The sequence below is a fragment of the Sphingobacterium sp. BS-2 genome (assembly GCF_046161205.1).
GTDB lineage: Bacteria > Bacteroidota > Bacteroidia > Sphingobacteriales > Sphingobacteriaceae > Sphingobacterium > Sphingobacterium mizutaii.
In genome coordinates, this window is sequence record NZ_JBIXGO010000010.1 from 218,920 (window position 1) to 237,499 (window position 18,580).

18 protein-coding genes are annotated in these 18,580 nt (G+C 38.1%); 9 read left to right on the forward strand and 9 right to left on the reverse strand.

The genetic code is table 11. The features are described from left to right. Nucleotides 1-643: 643 nt before the first annotated feature. On the reverse strand, nt 644-931 hold the full coding sequence (locus ACK2WI_RS04030) for a hypothetical protein (protein WP_409149870.1): 288 nt from the start codon (nt 929-931) through the stop codon (nt 644-646). A gap of 79 nt (nt 932-1,010) precedes the next feature. Beyond that, a complete protein-coding gene (locus ACK2WI_RS04035; RefSeq protein ID WP_409149871.1) occupies nt 1,011-1,910 on the reverse strand; it encodes an AraC family transcriptional regulator in 900 nt (299 codons plus the stop codon). A 183-nt stretch (nt 1,911-2,093) separates the two neighbouring features. Here ACK2WI_RS04035 and ACK2WI_RS04040 point away from each other — a divergent pair, with 183 nt between their 5' ends. Beyond that, complete coding sequence (locus ACK2WI_RS04040; protein ID WP_409149872.1) at nt 2,094-2,306, forward strand: FAD-dependent oxidoreductase; 213 nt, start codon at nt 2,094-2,096, stop codon at nt 2,304-2,306. Beyond that, nucleotides 2,306-3,160 (forward strand): flavin monoamine oxidase family protein, encoded by an 855-nt coding sequence (locus ACK2WI_RS04045; protein WP_409149930.1) that lies wholly within the window; start codon nt 2,306-2,308, stop codon nt 3,158-3,160. Before ACK2WI_RS04040 ends, ACK2WI_RS04045 begins: the two co-directional genes overlap by 1 nt. A 479-nt stretch (nt 3,161-3,639) precedes the next feature. Here the strand turns inward: ACK2WI_RS04045 and ACK2WI_RS04050 are convergent, their stop codons facing one another. Then, nucleotides 3,640-4,032, reverse strand: coding sequence for a transposase (locus tag ACK2WI_RS04050; protein WP_409149873.1), 393 nt, complete (start codon nt 4,030-4,032; stop codon nt 3,640-3,642). Between the two features lie 2,891 nt (nt 4,033-6,923). On the opposite strand from ACK2WI_RS04050, the gene ACK2WI_RS04055 reads away from it, so the two are divergent. Then, complete coding sequence (locus ACK2WI_RS04055) at nt 6,924-7,649, forward strand: hypothetical protein (RefSeq protein WP_185211805.1); 726 nt, start codon at nt 6,924-6,926, stop codon at nt 7,647-7,649. Between the two features lie 144 nt (nt 7,650-7,793). Continuing rightward, nucleotides 7,794-8,453: a DUF6766 family protein gene (locus ACK2WI_RS04060; RefSeq protein ID WP_409149874.1), complete on the forward strand. Its 660-nt coding sequence runs from the start codon at nt 7,794-7,796 to the stop codon at nt 8,451-8,453. Between the two features lie 24 nt (nt 8,454-8,477). Here the strand turns inward: ACK2WI_RS04060 and ACK2WI_RS04065 are convergent, their stop codons facing one another. The 3 genes from ACK2WI_RS04065 to ACK2WI_RS04075 all read right to left on the reverse strand — a co-directional run bounded on the left by ACK2WI_RS04065 (nt 8,478) and on the right by ACK2WI_RS04075 (nt 10,123). Further along, entirely contained in the window at nt 8,478-8,690 is a 213-nt protein-coding gene (locus tag ACK2WI_RS04065) for a hypothetical protein (protein ID WP_409149875.1), read from the reverse strand. Nucleotides 8,691-8,885: 195 nt separating this feature from the next. Next, nucleotides 8,886-9,482, reverse strand: coding sequence for a DUF892 family protein (locus ACK2WI_RS04070; RefSeq protein WP_409149876.1), 597 nt, complete (start codon nt 9,480-9,482; stop codon nt 8,886-8,888). Between the two features lie 71 nt (nt 9,483-9,553). Beyond that, nucleotides 9,554-10,123: a hypothetical protein gene (locus ACK2WI_RS04075; RefSeq protein WP_409149877.1), complete on the reverse strand. Its 570-nt coding sequence runs from the start codon at nt 10,121-10,123 to the stop codon at nt 9,554-9,556. A 1,260-nt stretch (nt 10,124-11,383) separates the two neighbouring features. On the opposite strand from ACK2WI_RS04075, the gene egtD reads away from it, so the two are divergent. From egtD to ACK2WI_RS04090, 3 genes are all read left to right on the forward strand, one after another. Further along, nucleotides 11,384-12,379 carry an L-histidine N(alpha)-methyltransferase gene (gene egtD / locus ACK2WI_RS04080; RefSeq protein ID WP_409149878.1) on the forward strand — a complete coding sequence of 332 codons (996 nt, stop codon included), beginning with the start codon at nt 11,384-11,386 and terminating at the stop codon, nt 12,377-12,379. Nucleotides 12,380-12,396: 17 nt separating this feature from the next. Next, entirely contained in the window at nt 12,397-13,575 is a 1,179-nt protein-coding gene (gene egtB, locus ACK2WI_RS04085) for an ergothioneine biosynthesis protein EgtB (protein WP_409149879.1), read from the forward strand. A gap of 290 nt (nt 13,576-13,865) precedes the next feature. Beyond that, the gene (locus tag ACK2WI_RS04090; RefSeq protein ID WP_409149880.1) at nt 13,866-14,087 is read left to right on the forward strand and encodes a hypothetical protein; all 222 of its coding nucleotides are present in this window, start codon (nt 13,866-13,868) and stop codon (nt 14,085-14,087) included. 82 nt (nt 14,088-14,169) lie between these two features. Here ACK2WI_RS04090 and ACK2WI_RS04095 read toward each other — a convergent pair whose 3' ends face one another. Next, complete coding sequence (locus ACK2WI_RS04095; RefSeq protein WP_409149881.1) at nt 14,170-14,424, reverse strand: hypothetical protein; 255 nt, start codon at nt 14,422-14,424, stop codon at nt 14,170-14,172. A gap of 394 nt (nt 14,425-14,818) precedes the next feature. Here ACK2WI_RS04095 and ACK2WI_RS04100 point away from each other — a divergent pair, with 394 nt between their 5' ends. Both ACK2WI_RS04100 and ACK2WI_RS04105 read left to right on the forward strand, forming a co-directional pair. Further along, nucleotides 14,819-15,337, forward strand: a complete 519-nt coding sequence (locus ACK2WI_RS04100) for an RNA polymerase sigma factor (RefSeq protein WP_236736445.1) — start codon at nt 14,819-14,821, stop codon at nt 15,335-15,337. Nucleotides 15,338-15,342: 5 nt separating this feature from the next. Next, nucleotides 15,343-16,173 carry an anti-sigma factor domain-containing protein gene (locus ACK2WI_RS04105; protein ID WP_409149882.1) on the forward strand — a complete coding sequence of 277 codons (831 nt, stop codon included), beginning with the start codon at nt 15,343-15,345 and terminating at the stop codon, nt 16,171-16,173. 548 nt (nt 16,174-16,721) lie between these two features. On the opposite strand, the gene ACK2WI_RS04110 is transcribed toward ACK2WI_RS04105, so the two are convergent. After that, the gene (locus ACK2WI_RS04110) at nt 16,722-17,423 is read right to left on the reverse strand and encodes a ferritin-like domain-containing protein (protein ID WP_409149883.1); all 702 of its coding nucleotides are present in this window, start codon (nt 17,421-17,423) and stop codon (nt 16,722-16,724) included. Nucleotides 17,424-17,570: 147 nt separating this feature from the next. Next, nucleotides 17,571-18,290 (reverse strand): ferritin-like domain-containing protein, encoded by a 720-nt coding sequence (locus ACK2WI_RS04115; protein WP_409149884.1) that lies wholly within the window; start codon nt 18,288-18,290, stop codon nt 17,571-17,573. Nucleotides 18,291-18,580 lie beyond the last annotated feature (290 nt).

Consider the following 18,580-nt stretch of genomic DNA (forward strand, 5'->3'; position numbering starts at 1 on the left):
TTTAGCCTACGCTCAGGGCGGAGTAACTTGGGTGGATATTTGTACTGTTCTTTTCATTGAGTAATGCAAAAGTACATTTTCTAGTTTTTTTACACAACCTAATACTAAATAAAACTAAAAAAATTGATTTCTAACACAGAATTCTTTCTTAAATTGGTCTAGTGTTTTTTGCAATTCAAAAAAACAGTTTAATCAGATAGAATTCAAGCTAAGGGTTTCGTTTAATCCAGAAACCAGATTTAAAATGTCGAAATACGTACCGCAATTTTTTTCATTCTGACAAGCGTTGGCAGTTTACAGGCATCAGACTTGCAGATAAAGTTTATATTTTATGTCGACGTTTGAATCAACCTGTAAAAATTTTGATGTCCCATAAGGTTAAAATTTTCCAATAGTGGTCCAAGACAGAGAAAAATTGGTTTTATCTCATTAATGTGAAATCCTATACATGTCTAAACTTAATTTATTTATATTTAGCATTCTTTACTTCATTGTAAATAACTTCAATAATGGCAACCGATCTTTAGAAAGAATAAAAGTCACTTTCAGCCCCTCCTATCTTTAACGGTCTTCAAATAAAAAATACATTGATGAATTCTTAAAACGGCATTAAGGTCCATTCTTTCCAGTATTAACGGAAATATTAAGATACACTATAAATCTTAATATCCGGCTTACCTTTTAGGTATGGTTTCAGAGAAGTAACCACATTTTTTTTGAAAAAGTCACTCATTAGGTATTCCTGAGCATTTTCCACACAATCAAAACCGTGCAACAGCTGCACATCGTCAATATGGTTTAATAGTTCTTTTGAAAGAGCACCTTTTATTGTCTCTAGGAAAGGCTGTTTATATAGGAAATAAACTGCCGCTGCACCCGCTCCATCCATTCCGTCAATCGTAAGTGTAATCACTAAATATGCCTTAGCCATTAGTATAAAAGAATGTTTAACAAAAGTCTTTGTTTTTCAATTTTTAAACAATGTGCAGATAGGAAAACAAATGGTAATTTTAAGAAATGGACTTTCTAAATTCTTTCGGTGAAACACCTGTATATTTTTTAAAATATTTTACAAAATAAGAGGCATCTTCGAAGCCTAGACGGTACGCCACCTGATTGATATTGGAATGGGAATACAATAATAAACGCTGAGCTTCCAGTATAATTCGCTCCTGTACCATTTGGGACGGTGTTTTATTGAGCTGTTGCTGGGTGAGGTCGGATAGACTCCTTGAAGAGATATGCAACGAACTGGCATATTCGGCAATGGTATATCCTTTTCTATAGTTTTCATCTATCAGATTGACGAACCTTGTAATTAGCAATCTTTTATCGTTGAAAGTTGGAGGCCAAACCTCAGAAGTCAGTTCAGAATTCTTAGTCTTGCGCTGCACTTGAATAAGAAATGATTTGAGATAGCTGCCCAATATCAATTCTTTGCCAAATGTTTCTACATCATTCAATTCATCTTTTATCTGTGATACATACCTATCCAAGGTCTCGATGATCCCCTTACCGAGAATGAAAGGGGACTGATGGTATGAATTATTAAATAAATTGAAATGCAGAAAAAAATCTAATGGGCTTTGATCCTGTAAGATGAATAGCCGATTGAAATGAAATAGAACTCCCTCATAGTCGTTGTTTTCATCAAAGTGATGTACCTGATTGGGTCCTACGAAAAAAATCGAATTATCAAAAACATTGTAGGTCTTGAAATCGACCGAATGTTTTCCCTTACCTTTTTTAAACCATATAATCTGATAAAAACTGTGAATGTGGGGTCTGATTACCTGGCATCGATTTTCCATTAAATGTGTCTTCAGATCATATAAGGCAAACTGTGGACTGTCCGGCTTATGCCTGTTTAGATGATATTCATTGATTATGTTCGACTTTTCTTTTGCCATAGACATTCAACTGCGATAATTGTACCTTTTTGCTAATTTACAAATTTGGAGTATACTCCAGATTCACAAGTATAGAAATTCGCTTTTTTTGCCCATATGTGCCATTATTTTTCCGATTTGTCCACTGAAATCAAAAGGATAAAATGAAACTTTGAAAGTTAAAATAAATAACGGTTCAATAAGATGAATGAAAAGCAACGTATTGTTATCATAGGAGGTGGATTGAGTGGGTTAACTTTGGCTTACCTGCTAACAAAAAAGAATATAGATGTCATTATTCTGGAAGCATCTTCCAGACTAGGCGGAAGGATACAGACCGTCACAGGAACCTTACAGACACCTTTAGAATTAGGCGCAACCTGGTTTTCTGATATGCACCCGATCTGCTGGAATTAATAAACGAATTAGGACTGCGAAAATACCCGCAGTTCTCAAAAGGTTTATCATTGTTTCAGACCAAATCGTTTGAACCACCACAGAAATTCTATGTCCCCGAAGCTGAAAACCCATCATACCGTTTAACCGGTGGGACACAAATGTTGATCGATACATTGGTAACTAAGATACCACTAGAAAATATTTTTTTTAATTCCAAGGTGAAATCGATTAAACAAACAGAAAACCATCTGTTGCTTGAAACTGAAAAGGGCAAAGTAATTGTTGCTGACAAAGTTATCATGTGCATTCCTCCCCAGTTAGCATCTAATATAGTGTTCTCACCGTTGTTACCTGAAGAACTCACGGCCCTTTTACCAAACGTACAAACCTGGATGGCAGGATCAATAAAGTTCACCTTGGAATATGACCGACCTTTTTGGCGGAACGAGGGATATTCAGGAATGCTGTACAGTCATGCAGGTATCATTACTGAAATGTACGACCATACCAATTTTGAAGAGGATAGATTTGGCTTTGCAGGTTTCCTTAACGGTGGCGCAGCCGCTTACTTGCCGAAAGTGAGAAGGGAATTTGTTCTACACCAGTTAGGTGAATTGATAGGGGAACTGGCATTAAAACCGACGGCTTATTTTGACAAGGTTTGGTCAGATGAATATATATTCTCGGGTAATCAAACTATTCAACGTCCTCATCAACATAATGGGCATCCTCTGTTTCAACATAGTTATTTGAACGGTAATTTGTACTTCGCCGCTAGTGAAACAGCAACACAATATTCCGGTTATATGGAAGGAGCGGTTATTGCAGCACGATCCGTATCTGAAAAGGTGCTTGAAGGAATTTTAAAATGATTTTCATCATATTGAAAATAACAATTCAATGTTTCACTGGATCGTTTGATCCAAGCAGATTCTCTGAAGGCAATAAATTACACCAAAAAATATCATTGTACACACCTCAGGATAGATTTAAAGAAATTAAAATGCTTACCGGAAACTGGCCTGCATCATTAATTGGAATTTATTTCCTGTGTGTCTTTCAATAAACATTTCATTTTATTTTAATTTGGAAAAATCTAGTCATGAAAGGATAATAACACTTGATTGTTTTACATATTGAAAGAAAGGGGTATTCATTTGGTTGAGGAGGTGAAAAGCTTCATTATAACATATAATTAACTAGGCGCAAAAAATCGACTGAAATCATGGAGAATTTAAAGGATATTGGAGCAGTACTGTTCTAAATAAAATCTGATGCATAAAAAACCTGTCTTGATTTTAGAATAAAGAATATTTGTCTAAGTTTTTAAAAAGTAATCCTATCTTTTGGATTAAAAGAGTTGAAATTGACCCTTTTTATCAGGTGGTTTACCTGAAATAAATGGATCATCGGCCCATTTCCAAAGATCAATTTTAACGAAAATGTTCAGCTTTATAAAGTTGACAAGATTTGACAGGTTCCAATTGTATTTTGCCCTCTTCTGAATGTATTTAAAGAGTAGTATTCCGATCAAGGCTGTCCATATCTGGATGTATACTGCATTTTCGGATGTACCCACGAAGCTGGTGACCTTAAGTCGCTGTTTGAATTGTTTAAAGAAAGATTCAATTTCCCAACGTTCTTTGTAAAGAGCTGCTACGGTTGTTGGTTTCCAAGAGAAATTGTTGTTCAAGAATTCATATTCCACGTTTTTGATGCTGTCCAAAACACGCACAAGCCGCATTCTCTTTTCTGCATAGCGTTGGCAAGGCCGTCAAGCTCAATGAGCTGATCCTCAATAATCCCATTAGCGAGAAGCTCTTCGCTCTTGGTGGCTTTCACTAGGGTATATTTCATATTGGATTTTGCTCTAGTGACAAAGAAACAACCCCTGCTGTCCAAAACGTTCATCCAACCATAGTATCTTTCCCCGGACAGGTCATTTGTCCGGGGATATTTTGTGTGTATTGGAATTTCATGGATTAGAGTGGTAATTCTCGTTCAATGCTGAAGTAGTTTTCTAACATTCGCTGCTTTATTTTACAATTGGTATTTTCTTAAAAAAAAGCTGGTTAAACTTACTGGTTCCTCGTGAGAAAAACTTTTCTAGTGATTTTATCCCTTCTATTTATCCATGCCGTTCCTATCATGGTTTATAATTGTTATATCTTTTTAGTAGTTAAACTTGTAAAACATTTTACCCTAAATTATTGCCATTCATAATTGGACCTTCTCCATTTGGGCAATTGTCATTTCGCAACGTTAATTCACCATTCTTGTGTAATTAGCTGTTTTATTGAACCTGTCCTGTAGTACGTTCGTTCCGCCTTTAACACGCTTCCTCACTGCTAAGAGGAAGGTTAGTGAATAATCTTTGCCAATCCCCAGAAACCGCGAACTTTGAAGTCTTTCAATGCAGTTGGAAAATAGAACTCTTATGTTTCTATCAGATCTGGATTGGCCCCCATTATTCGTAGCAGATCATTAATTCTCTCCTTCCTTTTTATTTTATTTCCTTTTCACCTGATTTCATTTTTCCACTAATTAATTTTATATTTATTTCCTCAGCTTTATAAATTATAACTATTTAGCCCAATAGATAGTAGCTATTGGGCTTTTTATTTTTTATTCTCTATATTTAAGAACTTATGTTCTACTTCCCCAAAGTAGGATGTTTTCATAGATAGTATACCCAATGACGAATTCGTTATTGGGTTTATTATTTTTAAGATCTTTTGCTTAACTTTAAATCAATCATAGATAGTTTATTGATAAGACATGCCCAATGGATAGGGGAAATCCATTGGGTTTTTTGTCTTTATCTATACTCTGAACCATATTTATTTTTGTTATTTTTGCCCATTCCGGGTACTTCCCGGGGCGTGATTTTTAACCCAGCGGCAGGATGCCGTTGGGTTTCTTATATTTAATCCCTATCTTTAATCTTCAGGCAAGCAAACCCTTCATAAGGTTTAATTTAGGTAGCCCAGTAATTCCTGTTACTGGGCTTTTGTTTTTAATTTGTAACTTCATTACACCATTCTATCCCAATTAGAAGGATTTCGTATTCCGAGCCCAGCAGTCTATATGTTGGACTTTTTATAATATTTTATTATTTTGGGGCGGATTTTTAAGAATCCAAACAATTAGCGATATGCCCAGTGACTTATGATGCTGGGCTTTTTGTTTCATGTTCCCGCACCATCATATTTTTATATCAGCCCCTTCCAAAATAGGTGCTTGGTAATTTTAATTTATTACCTTTATTGCGTTAACGGCACCACGCATGTCGTTTCTCGGTTAATAAGTGCACCCCTCAACCACTCATAGTTGAGGGGCTTTTTTATACCCTTATCAAAATACTTGCTCCCCATTTAATGACCAAACCAATTCTTGTCCCGATCAATCCGATGAAGTCAAATGACGTCCTTAAAATATGGGTCGCTTTATACACGGTCATTTGTCGGAAAAATACCAGGTGAACAGGAAAGCTTTAGTTGGTACGTTTGAAGTGACCACCCGGAAAACATTTGAGACTTTGCCAGGCGTGCTGAAATTTTTATAACCGGAGATGTGGCTAGAGAAAGGACAACGGGATTGAAGCCATTTTACCCTACCAAGAAAGACATGTCAACAATAAATTGACTGTTACTTAGATGGATCAAATCGGCCTCATTCAGAGCAATTTATACACTGGAATACCTCTCAGGTCAATATTAAGGGCAATGGTTGCTTGATCGTGCAGTAAAGGAATTTTTGCCAACACCAGCTAATCTAATATTTATGAAAACATCGCCATAATAAGCCATTAGATATGATTTGCCATCTATGACACCCTCCCTCACCGTTCTGGTAATCTTCCTGATCCAATCATATTCCAGAGCTACCCATAATCCGGCAGACCGAGCCTTGCTGCCTCCTACAGTACCGAAAATTAGCGGCTAGAGATGCTCTAATAACTGGATGCCTGCCGTAGCTGTCAGCTACCTGTGCCAATGCACAAAATCGTTGAACCATCCCTAGGAAACAAATGCATCGTTTATGCCTTTGATCAGCCTTGTGTTGTAAGTATGATATTATTGTTCAAGAATCCTTTCTGCCACTTAGAGGTCAATTTCTTCCAGATTTAATCCAACCTGTCCAGGATGTAGTAAGATGTGAGATATTCGGTCGGTATAGATTTCATCCTCATAATCGTGGCGCATAGAGCTCTTTTCTGCCAATCTTCCCTTGACGGTCGCGCCCACCTGATTGGAGACTTCTGATGAACATGTGTGTGGATAACGCTCCTGTGAAAACTCACAGGTTTGTCACTTTAGACCATTTCCCCCTGACCTTGACCCCTTCATTCCGATACCAAGGGACCACCAAGCGATCAGGACTAACCCAAAGGCCAACCTATTTTGTTGACGAATAACGCACCTTTATCCGGAGCCTTCGTTTCTTCGACATAGTGGGCCTGTTTTTATTTCCTACAGTTTGAATTTTTAGATAAAATTGATTCCTAATATCAATTAAGAAAATTAGCCTTCCGGTCTATGTTGATAAAGTGGATGACAAAAAATCATTGAATCAAAGACAATACAGAAATATAACCCTCTACACCGAGTTTTTTTTGTTTCTCACCTTTCTTTAATGGGAATAGAATTTTTTATTATTGTAATTCAAAAAAAACAGTTTTCCTATGTAGCATTCAAGATAAAGGTTTCGTTTCATCCAGAAACCAGATCTAAAATGAAAAATAAAGCATTCACCACCTTTACACTTTTTCTATTATTACTATCAACCATTTTTTTCAATAGCTGCGACAAAGAAGGAAATCCCCTGCCAGATGATAGGTATGTCGAAATATCTTATAATGGAGAAACCTTTATTCAACAAGGAAGGGCATTTGACTTGAACTATCGCAGTGGGCCAAAATTTGATTATAATTATCATAACCTGCCCCAATATGCAAATGGAGTTAGGTATATTACATTACATGCTTCCTTGAAAAAGAAAGGTTCAAAAGAATCTCCCATACATACTATCTTTGTAAAGATTCCTGTCGGTAAGGAGATCCTTCTGAACCATGAGTATGTTATCAGATCACTCCCAGGGAAACAGATAATTAATAAAATGGACGATTATATATCAATTAACGAAAGGGAGAACCTTTCATTTATTAGATATAATCCATACTTAGATTATTCTCAATACATTTTTGGTGATGGTAAGGTCTATTTTACCAAAATAACAAAGAAAGAAAATGGAGCTGAGGATATTGAAGGCACTTTTGAATTCACGATTCCATCGTTTGCGGAAGACGAGGGATTTGATGTAGTAAAAGGGAAATTCAAGCTTTATCTTAATAAAATCTAATGTTGAATATATTTGTTGAGTTTTAATCCCCTCCCTATCCGAGGGGATTTTTTTATACCATTAACCAGCCAGCTTATCAAAAAATAAAAGTTGCCTAAACCAATTATTGATCTAAATGTTCCTTATATATATCTAATAATGTAAATGAAAGCAAATAGAAGTTTTTTTTACAGGAATTCATTATCAATCGTGTTTATTTCTTTGTTCTTGTTGGCCCTGATTGGTCAGATTTACTTTGGTTGGAAGGAAAGTGTTAGTGAATATCAAAAACATGGGAAGGAACTTTTATTTGGTGATTATTTATTTTCTGGCCATTTTATATCAGCGACATTTGAAAATTTTCAAAGCGAATTCCTTCAGATGGCGCTTTATGTTATACTTACTATTTTCCTTCGCCAAGTTGGATCAGCTGAATCAAAGGAAATCGACAAAAAAGAAGAGGTGGATCGGGAACCCATTTACAGACCAGGCGCTCCAGCGCCAGTGAAAAGTGGCGGATGGAGACTCTTAATATACAAACACTCACTTTCTATTGCGTTTTTGATTCTTTTTATAGCATCTTGGGGATTACATTTATTCGGCAGTTATAAGGGGAAAATGGAGGAGAATGCACTGGAAGGTAAGCCCTACATATCGATAAGTGAATATTTGTCTGAACCCACTTTTTGGTTCGAAACTTTTCAGAACTGGCAAAGCGAATTTCTATCGGTTGCTTCAATAGTTATATTAACAATTTTTCTTCGTCAAAAAGGCTCACCAGAATCCAAACCAGTTGACAGTCCACATTGGAAAACAGGAAAATAGACTTTATGCGGTTTCAAACATAGATTACCTAAAAAGATGCTTTAAACCCCTTTCGGTAAGCTCAAAGTCATAAGGATAATCAAATTGTATATATTTATTTAATGGAACGATCATTTTCTCCTCCAGAAGAAATGTTAGATCCTCTTTAAAATTTTCGAAAATTTCCAATTCAAAGATTGGTTTACCAGTATATAACCTGAATAATATTAAATCCTTTATAGGCAATGGAGTTTCCATAATATATTATTGAATCTGACAAAACAACAAGAATCTGTATTAATATAAAAATGTCATAAACCTAACCCGCTATGTTGAGGAATTGTTTTTAGAAAATTAATAAATCAAAATCTTTTAATAAGGTAAACGTCCATTCTTGCGAATGGACGTTTAGATATAGCGTGAAAAATGAACCAATTGTTGTTTTTTGACTCTTTAATCTTCCTTTTCTGCCTGTGGATTTATATGGGATTCTGCGATATCTGTTAAGGTTTCGTCGGTTTCTTCCTCTTCCTGCAATGTCTTTTCGAGGATATCAGCAATTTTATCAAGTCCCAACGTAATGGCTATCTGTGCCAGACCTCCATATGTTGCAATTTCATAATGTTCAACTTTTTGGGCAGCGATGATCAAAGCTACGTCACGTGTGACCGAACCCTTTTGAGTTGATTTGATAATTTCCCTGGCTTCTTCAATAAGTCCATCCATTGCCTTGCATTCCTTGCTCTCCTCATTTTCGCCAAGTCTCTCAAATATTTTCTTCAATCTGCTAACGTGCTTTTTCGTCAAGAGGTAGTGGTCTTCAAAAGCATCCTTGAGTTCCTCTGTCGTTGCGGCCTGCTCCATTTCCTGGAGTGCCTCTACCAATTTGCTCTCTGCATACAGCATATCCTTCAATCCAGATAAAAAGAACTCATATAAAGGTGTATTCTTATTGTTGTTTTTAGATGATGCTATTGTTGATGAATTATCGTCTGTTTTGGAATCATCTGTTCCTTTTTTTGCTTTCTGCTGCAATTCTGTCTTAGCCATAACTGTTGTTTATTCGTTTATGTTACAAATGCCCCTAATAAATAGGGGCACTTGTTAAAAAAATGGATTTATTAAGGATTTCTTCTCCCGCCAATTCCAGAACGTCCGGAGCGGCGTCCGCCTCCATGTGAAGCTTCTCCACCCATTCGGGCAATCCTAGTTCTCTCGGCCTTGCTCATTGAAGCAAAACCTCGCTTACTGGTGCCGGAGCTGGAGCCTCTCGATGACCCAGAACCGGATGAAGAGCTGGACGAGCTCGAACGACCTCTAGATGAGGAACCGCGGCCGGAATTGCCCCTTCCCGAACTTCCCGAACTATTTCTACCTCTTGCGGATGAAGACCGTGAGCTTCCAGAGGTGAACCGTCCGTCACTGTCCCTCCTTCTATTTGAGCCTCTGCCGTCTGAGTCTTCATCTTCGTCTTCATCCTCTTCATCATAATCGCGATCATACTCATCGTAATCTTCGTCATCATAATCATCGAAATCGTCTTCATCGAAATCATCATCATAATCTTCATCATTGGATGCATCACGGAATCCATGGCTATATCCCAACTGATAGATGTCTTCCATTGAATGTTCCCGGTTCCCTGTTGAAGAACTTCTCGAATTGCTTCTGCTTGAATTTTTCCTGTTCATAGCTATTAATATTTATGATATTTTCCCTGATTTATTTTCAGGGCACTAAACGATGGAAACAGGATCTAGAATTGTGCTTCCTCATAATGTAACCTTTAGAAAGCAAAAGGTTGGATAAATAGCAAAATAAATTTCGGGCAGTGAAATCCTCATTTCGATCAATATACCCAGGGACTTTAGCCTCCTTAACCATTTATCCTATCCAAAGGGATTCAATACAGGCTTCTTTTACTTGTTTTAGGGGTAATATCCCATCGAAAATTATTAATGGAAACTCCACACTTATGCGGCCTTAATCCCTTAATTTTATGACCATACATTCGAACTTATTTCATAACTTCATTTGCCAGGCTGATCATTTTCTGAGGTTAGGAATGAAATTCTGACCAAAGCGCCTTTGATTCATTGATATCTTTTTGATCATGGTTACTGCTCTCATCTTGAAAGGTAATTGATCCATCTGTTTCCAATTTTATTTCATTCCCTTAATTATTATTCCGATGTTTTTACTTAAAGCTTGAAATTGGGATGTTACCGCTATCTTGGAAGGTTCATCCTTATTCTATTGATTATGGATAAAAACTTGATTACTTCTGGAACCGAATTGACCTTAAATTCTTTCCCTACTTTTTCAGCCTCTTCAGTAGTTCAATGGAAGGCAATAAAGTGCACACTTGAGAATGACCAGAGTTCCACTAGATCTTGGTTTTTTTTGGCTATCTCTCCAAATTTCATACTGAATTATGGTTGGATAGAGAATGAGTTGAATTACTTTATCATACTGAAATATTGGTTTGTTGGAGCTGGTATTACAATAACATTTTCGATTTTTTTCACCTAGTTTATCATGGGTAAGGTACAAAGGTGCCAGGTTTAAAACCAGAAACCATGTCCATCTTTAGGGGCAGCACTGTAAAGCAGTTGGTATTGATAATCTTGTACATGTTCAATCTTTATAAAAACTATTTGCCCAAAATTTTGTCCTAATAAATAATGGTTTTGTACAGTTGGAATCTGACATGATGTAATATCGATCGAAACATCTTAATTCTTAACAACGAAATGCTGCACTTACCTTAATATCGATGCACTTACCTTTGGAAGGTAAATTCCTGAAGCCATTTATGGGAGGCCTCGAATATGGGACGCTCCATGTTCATGCGTAATCCCATAGCTGATAAACATTTGAATCCAGTGTTTATTGGAGCGTAGAGAGTGGGAATGGAATAATGGGACTAACCAAAACTTAAAAGACATGATATGGAGTTAAAACAGTCTGTAAAAATTTCAGCAAAAGAACGTAGACCCGATGGCCTGGGGAAATTTTATGTGGATGTCGTCAAGGGTCTGAGCGTTAATCCCAAGAAGCTTTCTTCTAAGTATTTTTACGATAGCAACGGAGATAACCTTTTTCAACAGATAATGGGCATGCCGGAATACTATCTGACAAGATGTGAACTGGACATATTTTCCAATAAGACCTCTGAACTGGCCAATATAGCCACAGCAGGTTTGCAACATCCCATTGACCTGATCGAACTTGGAGCAGGCGACGCCCGAAAATCCCGTTTTCTCCTGAGGTATCTTGTGGAACAAGGGATGGATTTCACCTATGTGCCTATTGACATATCAGGAAATATTCTTTCAGTACTCGATAAAAATCTAAGAACCGAAATACCCAGCATAGATATCTTACCAATGGAAGGTGAATATTTTGAGATGCTGGACAGAGCAAGCTCACTCTCAGCAAGGAAAAAGATAGTGCTGTTTCTGGGAAGTAATATTGGAAATATGGAGCTCGCCGAAGCCCATGTGTTTTGTAAGCGGCTCAATACGACACTGAACAAGGGCGATGTAGTGGTCATCGGATTCGATCTAAGGAAAAACCCTGCAACCATACTAGGTGCATATAACGACAAATCCGGCATCACAGCTGCCTTCAACCTCAACCTACTGGCCCGCATCAACAACGAATTGGGGGCGGATTTCGACATGAGTCAGTTCCAGCATTATCAGCACTATGATCCAATAAGTGGAGCGTGCAGGAGTTACCTGGTCAGTCTGGTCGATCAAGAGGTCACTCTTGCGGACCAAACTATACATTTCTCTGAAAATGAACTTACCTATATGGAGGTATCACAGAAATTCTCTCAAACGGAAATTGAGCAACTAGCCAAGTCCGCCGGGTTTAATTCTTTAGGGATTTTAAAAGACGGGAAAAACTGGTTCGTTGATGCAGTTTGGCAAGTAAAGTGATTATTAAGAAAGAAACTATGACTACATTAAAAAAAAACAGCCCCCAGGAGCAACAGGCTAAATTTATGGATATCCGGATGTATACTGTACAATTATGCGCTCCTCTGGAAATCGAGGATTATGTCGTTCAGCCTATAGATGATGTGAGCCCCCCAAAATGGCACTTGGGACATACCACGTGGTTTTTCGAGACTTTTATTCTTGCAGCAAGTTCCCCCTCCTACCAACTCTTTGACCCGCAGTATAATTTTGTGTTCAATAGCTATTACGAAACCTTGGGAGCAAGGGTCATCCGCACCGATAGAGGAAACCTGAGCCGACCATCTGTTGCAGATATATATCGTTACCGTGAATATGTGGATGGAAAGATGCTCGCTTTAATGGGAATTGGCGATTTGAGCCAAGACATATTGGATATGATTGAACTCGGACTCAACCACGAACAGCAGCATCAGGAGTTATTGCTGACAGACATTAAGTATATTTTGGGTCACAATCCCCTGTTCCCTTCCTATTCCGATGAAGCAATCTCAGTAAAGGGCAACAATGGACCCCCATCCATGATCAGTATAAAAGAAGGGATCTATGAGTTAGGGTTTAATGAAACAGGGTTCTGTTTTGATAATGAGCTGGGACGAAATCGGATCTATCTAAATCAATATGAAATTTCAAACAGACTTGTTACCAATGGGGAATATTTACAATTTATGACGAGTGGTGGGTATACCGATTTCCAGTACTGGCACTCAGAGGGTTGGGATTGGGTAAAAAAAACAGGGGCCAGAGCACCATTATATTGGCACCTAATAGATGGTAGATGGATGAATTACGGATGGTCAGGAATCCGTGAGGTTGACCTGGATGGCCCAGTATGCCATATCAATTTTTTTGAAGCATCCGCCTATTCCTCATGGAAAGGGATGAGGCTTCCGACCGAGGCGGAATGGGAAATAGCTTCTGAAAACCTTCAATGGGGGGAATGTTGGGAATGGACCGCAAGTGCGTATCTACCGTATCCCGGATTTAAGAAACAGACAGGTGCCGTGGGTGAATACAATGGCAAATTCATGGTCAATCAGATGGTACTGCGTGGGGCCTCGGTAGCCACCCCAAAAGGCCATAGCCGAAATACGTACCGCAATTTTTTTCATTCAGACAAGCGCTGGCAGTTTACAGGGATCAGGCTAGCTAGATAAAGTTTACCATGTATGCTGATGATTGAAGCGACCTGCAAAAATTTTGATGGTCCATAAGTTCAAAATTCCCATAAAAGGTCCTTGAGAAAAATTGGTCATTTCTAAAAATATGAAAACCTATATATATAAACTTAATTTATATTTTAGTATTCTTTTTTTCACGCTAAATAGCTGCTATGAAAGCAACAGGTATTTAAAAAGAATAAAAGTAACATACCTTCCACCTATTTAAAAGGACATTATTTTTATACGGCTAACTAAATCAATTCTGGATTGTTCTATTATTCGAAATGAGACAGACCATTACAGCCAGCTTTAGGCTTTCCAAAGAATTAATGGATAAAGGCCAGAACTCAGGCTGCATCAGACGAATGATACGTAATATCCAGGAGGAACTAAGGGAGCAACAAGGATATATCTACATTGAGTATCATGACCACAGGATTGATGAAAACTCGACCCATCCGGATGCAGAGCATTATGAATATACTATTTATTTTCAGGTTGAATGATGCAAACGCTTTTTGACATGACAATAGCCACTTGGCGCTTTGCAGTTCCTGTGCCCAAAAAATGACGTTGGTTATTTCCTAACTATTTTGTGTGTATTTTTTCCTTACTATAATAACTGTCCGCTGTGCCCCTATCTCCGAAAATAGCCGTAGCTATCCTTATGATCATAGCTCCCTCTTCTATAGCAATTTCCCGGACTCCACTCATTCCCATAGCCAGCTCCTGGATGTCAACATTGGGAATGTTTGAAAAGATAATATGAAGCTGAAGATCTTTGAGCAACCAGATGCATTTTCTAAATTTCCACTTTTCCGCACTTAACAGGCTTTTCTTCATTAACTCTATAATTTTCAGCTATTCCAATGGTGAAACCTGCTTTACCAATTCTACGGCTTAATCGGGACTTACCCACCTAGTTATCTCAAGTTACCAATCCTCTCCATTGGTGGATAATGAGCTATCCCATATTCAACATTCCTGAGGTAAAGCTTGTTGTATGCAATAATTTTATTGAGGTTCATTCTAAATTAAACACAATCTATTCACTGCTGCCGGGGTAGTGTTTTTTTTTCTCCGGGGCTCAAATCCTGTGCCCATTGAACAATCCATTATTAACCTCTATTGGAAAAAGGATCACATTCAATTATATTTTTGTATATTCGATTTCGCGTATAGAATATACCACTTGAGTCCAATACAGCACTTATCTGAAGATACACTAATCGATTTATTGAAGAAAAGAGATCGGCGTGCGTTTAATTATCTATACGATAATTATGCAGGCGCATTATACGGTATCATAATCCGCATTGTAATACATAAAGAATATGCAGAGGAGGTAATACAGGATGTGTTTGTCAAAATATGGAAGCACGTCGACTTATTTAATCAGGACAAAGGCAGGCTGTATACCTGGATGATAAACATTGCACGCAATGCTTCCCTGGACTACCTTAGATCAAAGGGTGTTCAGAACGAACAAAAAAACCAATCATTTCCAGATATCGTAAATAATAAAGAAAGTCATATTTTTGCGAGTACTGACCAAGCTGATAAGTCTGATTATATTGGTTTTGGTACCGTGCTGGATAAATTAAAACCTGAGTGGAGAAAGCTCATTGAAATGGCATATTATCACGGTTATTCGCAGCAAGAAATCGCCGACCAACTTCATATCCCGCTAGGTACGGTGAAAACAAGGGTAAGGTCGGCTTTAATTCAGTTACGTGAGATTTTGAAAGAACAATAATAGATTTGAACATTAAGGAATACATATCGTCTGGGATTATTGAATCATACGTTTTGGGGCTCGCCACCGAGGAGGAAGTGGGCATCCTGGAATGCATACGTAAAAATTCACCAGAAGTCCAACAGGCGATTCTTGATGTGCAATTACTCCTGGAAGATCTGGCTAGCAATGAAGCCATTGCTCCCCATGAAGATATTAAACCATCGATATGGGATCGATTGTCCACATTAACAGTGGAGGAGCAAGCCACTCTCTCTGATACCGTCAACGGCAATACTCAGATTGAAGGCAAAGAAATGGAAAAGAGAAATACTCTTCCGAATTTGGGAACAAAAAGATGGATGCCATTGACCATAGCAGCTTCAGTCCTATTAATCCTAAGTTTAGCCTCGAACATTCTACTCTTGAACTATAGGGAAAGAGATCTAGAAAAAATGCAACAAGCAATTTCTTCAAATCAAGAATCCCTAGACAAGTTGAAAGATGTAAACGAACGTTGGCAAATAATACAACGCCCTTCGGTTGAGACCATCACCTTGCATGGTATTGAAAAGTATCCTGAGGCCAAAGCGGTTCTCTTTTGGGACACTAAAACTTCCGATGTTTTTTTATCTGTATCAAACCTCCCCCTGGTACCTTCAGGAAAACAGTACCAACTTTGGGCTATTGTTGATGGTCAGCCAGTTGATGCAGGACTACTCCCTCTTTCCAATGATCATTCCATGGTGAAAATGCACCATATTGACAAGGCAGAGGCTTTTGCAATAACATTGGAAAATGAAGGAGGCAGTTTAGTACCGACCCTTACAGAAATGTATGTGATGGGAAATATTTAGTCAGCAAAAATTACCGGGTAAATGATAACCAGTTCACAGAAAAAATTAATTTAAACATTATGGTCAATTTAGAAAATTGTAAAACGTTTAGGTCTATAGAAAAATCCATAAGCTTTTTTAATTTATGAGGATTTATTTGGTCCTAGAAGATATTGATGTTTATGGAATATTCTCGAAAAACTCAACAGAACTGAAGGACATCTACTTACTAATGGTAGATAAAAAGAAAACCAATTCTATTTGAGAGGAAATTATAAAGTTTAAGTTTACCACAAACTATTGATAATCCAAAAAGTTTATTATCATAGGAATAAGCGGTGAGTTATATTTTCTTTATGCTATTGCAACTAACAAATTAAAGTGCAAAAATATTATGCAGATCCCCAACAACTTTTCCATGGTAGCTAAAATGATAGAAAATTAGCATATTGAATGTTTTAGTACATGTTATTACGTATTTAATCCCAAAGAATAACACAATCTATTATGTTACCAATTAAAGCCCGCACCTTCCGATACGGGCTTACCGTTACATCAAATCAACCCTACTATTTTATGAAAAGTTTCGCGATATCTAGAACAGCTGAAGCAGACAACGGTTCGTCAAACGATTGTGTCGCAGTGGCAGTGGAAATTTTACCACCTATTCCTGGCAACATTGTTATATCCACATCAGCCTGAACTTTGTTATCTTCCCCCGCATAAACTGGATCTACGGCAGCGCCTATGCCTGAATCGTTTGCTCCTGTTATCCACGGTTTCTGATCGGCTGCAGCTCCTCCTCTGGCCTTGCGCATCTGTCGGATATGGGAGGCATGCCTAGCCTCTGCCGAATGGATCTGCAATGCTGCCGTTAACACAACTTGATTACCCTTTAATAGGCCGGCCTGTCCTTTGTATGCACGTACACCGGTGTCCTCAAAGGCTTGGGCAAGCGCCAGAAAGGTGTCATAATTACTGAAAACATTGGGAAAAGCACCTCCAGCTGTAAAATCGAATATTGGTTTGGAAACCGCTTTCTCTCCAAGTACCTGTTTTAAAAATGCCACATGGGCAACTTCATGGTTGCGAATGGTTGCAATAGCCCCCGCGGGTTTGCCTGAGGGCACTAAATTTGATGCTGCTGCACCTTTAGTATAATACTCCGCTTCAAGGTATTCAAGCGTTAGCGCATAGTTCAGAACACCGTTCACATCGGTAGGTGCCTGGCCATAGGCACGTTTAAAAAGATCGCTAAGTACAAAGGGCATCGCGGCAATGCTCACCTTTTTGCCAAAGGACATCATATTTCGGATCGCCCGGCGACGAGGGCTCACTCGCTCGTCGAACTCTGGATCGACTTGCATAATCTGGTCAAAGATGTTAAATAAATTCATTTTAATAAATTTTAAAGTGGATTAATAGGTTGGTAAATCTCTTACATCTATCTTAGATTTAATAAATGGGGCTGCGATTTCCAATACTTTCGTCGGACTATAGGCAAGGTCCAAACCCTGATTATCAATTACCTCGCTGTTGGCAAAAGTACCGTTGTCAATTAAATCGCGAACTAAAGCTGCATGTCTAGCTTCCACCGAGACAATTTTGCCTGCCAAAACCAGATAGGCTTCATTCTTGATTAACCATCCTGCTCCGTTATATGCCGACACGCCCAAATCTTCAAAAGCCTTGGCCGTAGCCAACACGTTTGCACGATTGGAGAAATTGATGCCCGAAAAATTGAATTCCAAATTCGCAATAGCGCTCTTTCCTAATGCGGTTTTGAAAAACTCCCGATGGGCAATTTCATGGTCACGGATGTCACTAAATAACATCGTCTCCCAATCGCTGATTCCGATATAGGGTTTATTCATGACCTCTATATAAAATGCTGCCTCTAATTGCTCCAGGGCATATGCATAGTTCAATATAGCAATATCGCCGCTACCGAAATACAATCCATTACCGCTCATATCCGGTCCGTGGTCGTCTTTCTGGCACCCGACCAATCCAAATGCTGCTATCCCAACAGCACCGGCTCCGGCAATCTTCAGAAAATTCCTTCTGCCTAATCGCTCGCTTATTTGTCGATCATTCTCTTCAATAAAGCCTTCTTGTTTAGTGGTTGTTTCTTTCATAACCTATTTGTTTTTTGTTTATAATGTATCGTTAGGTTATATACGAGAACTCCTAGGTTTCGGATTTATTTTTTCTATTTTTAATCACCCCCCTTGTATCATGACTAAATCTTCTGTTTGTAACTCAGTAATTGCTTGGTTTATGTTACTACATTGAATGTGGATAATATCATCATAAATAAAAGGTATAATGTAAAAAAGGCAAGCATTCTCTTTCCCTCTAAATCATTTTACAGAATGGGGCATACTGTTGAACGTAAACCTTCGGGTACGTATTTCAATCCTGTTTA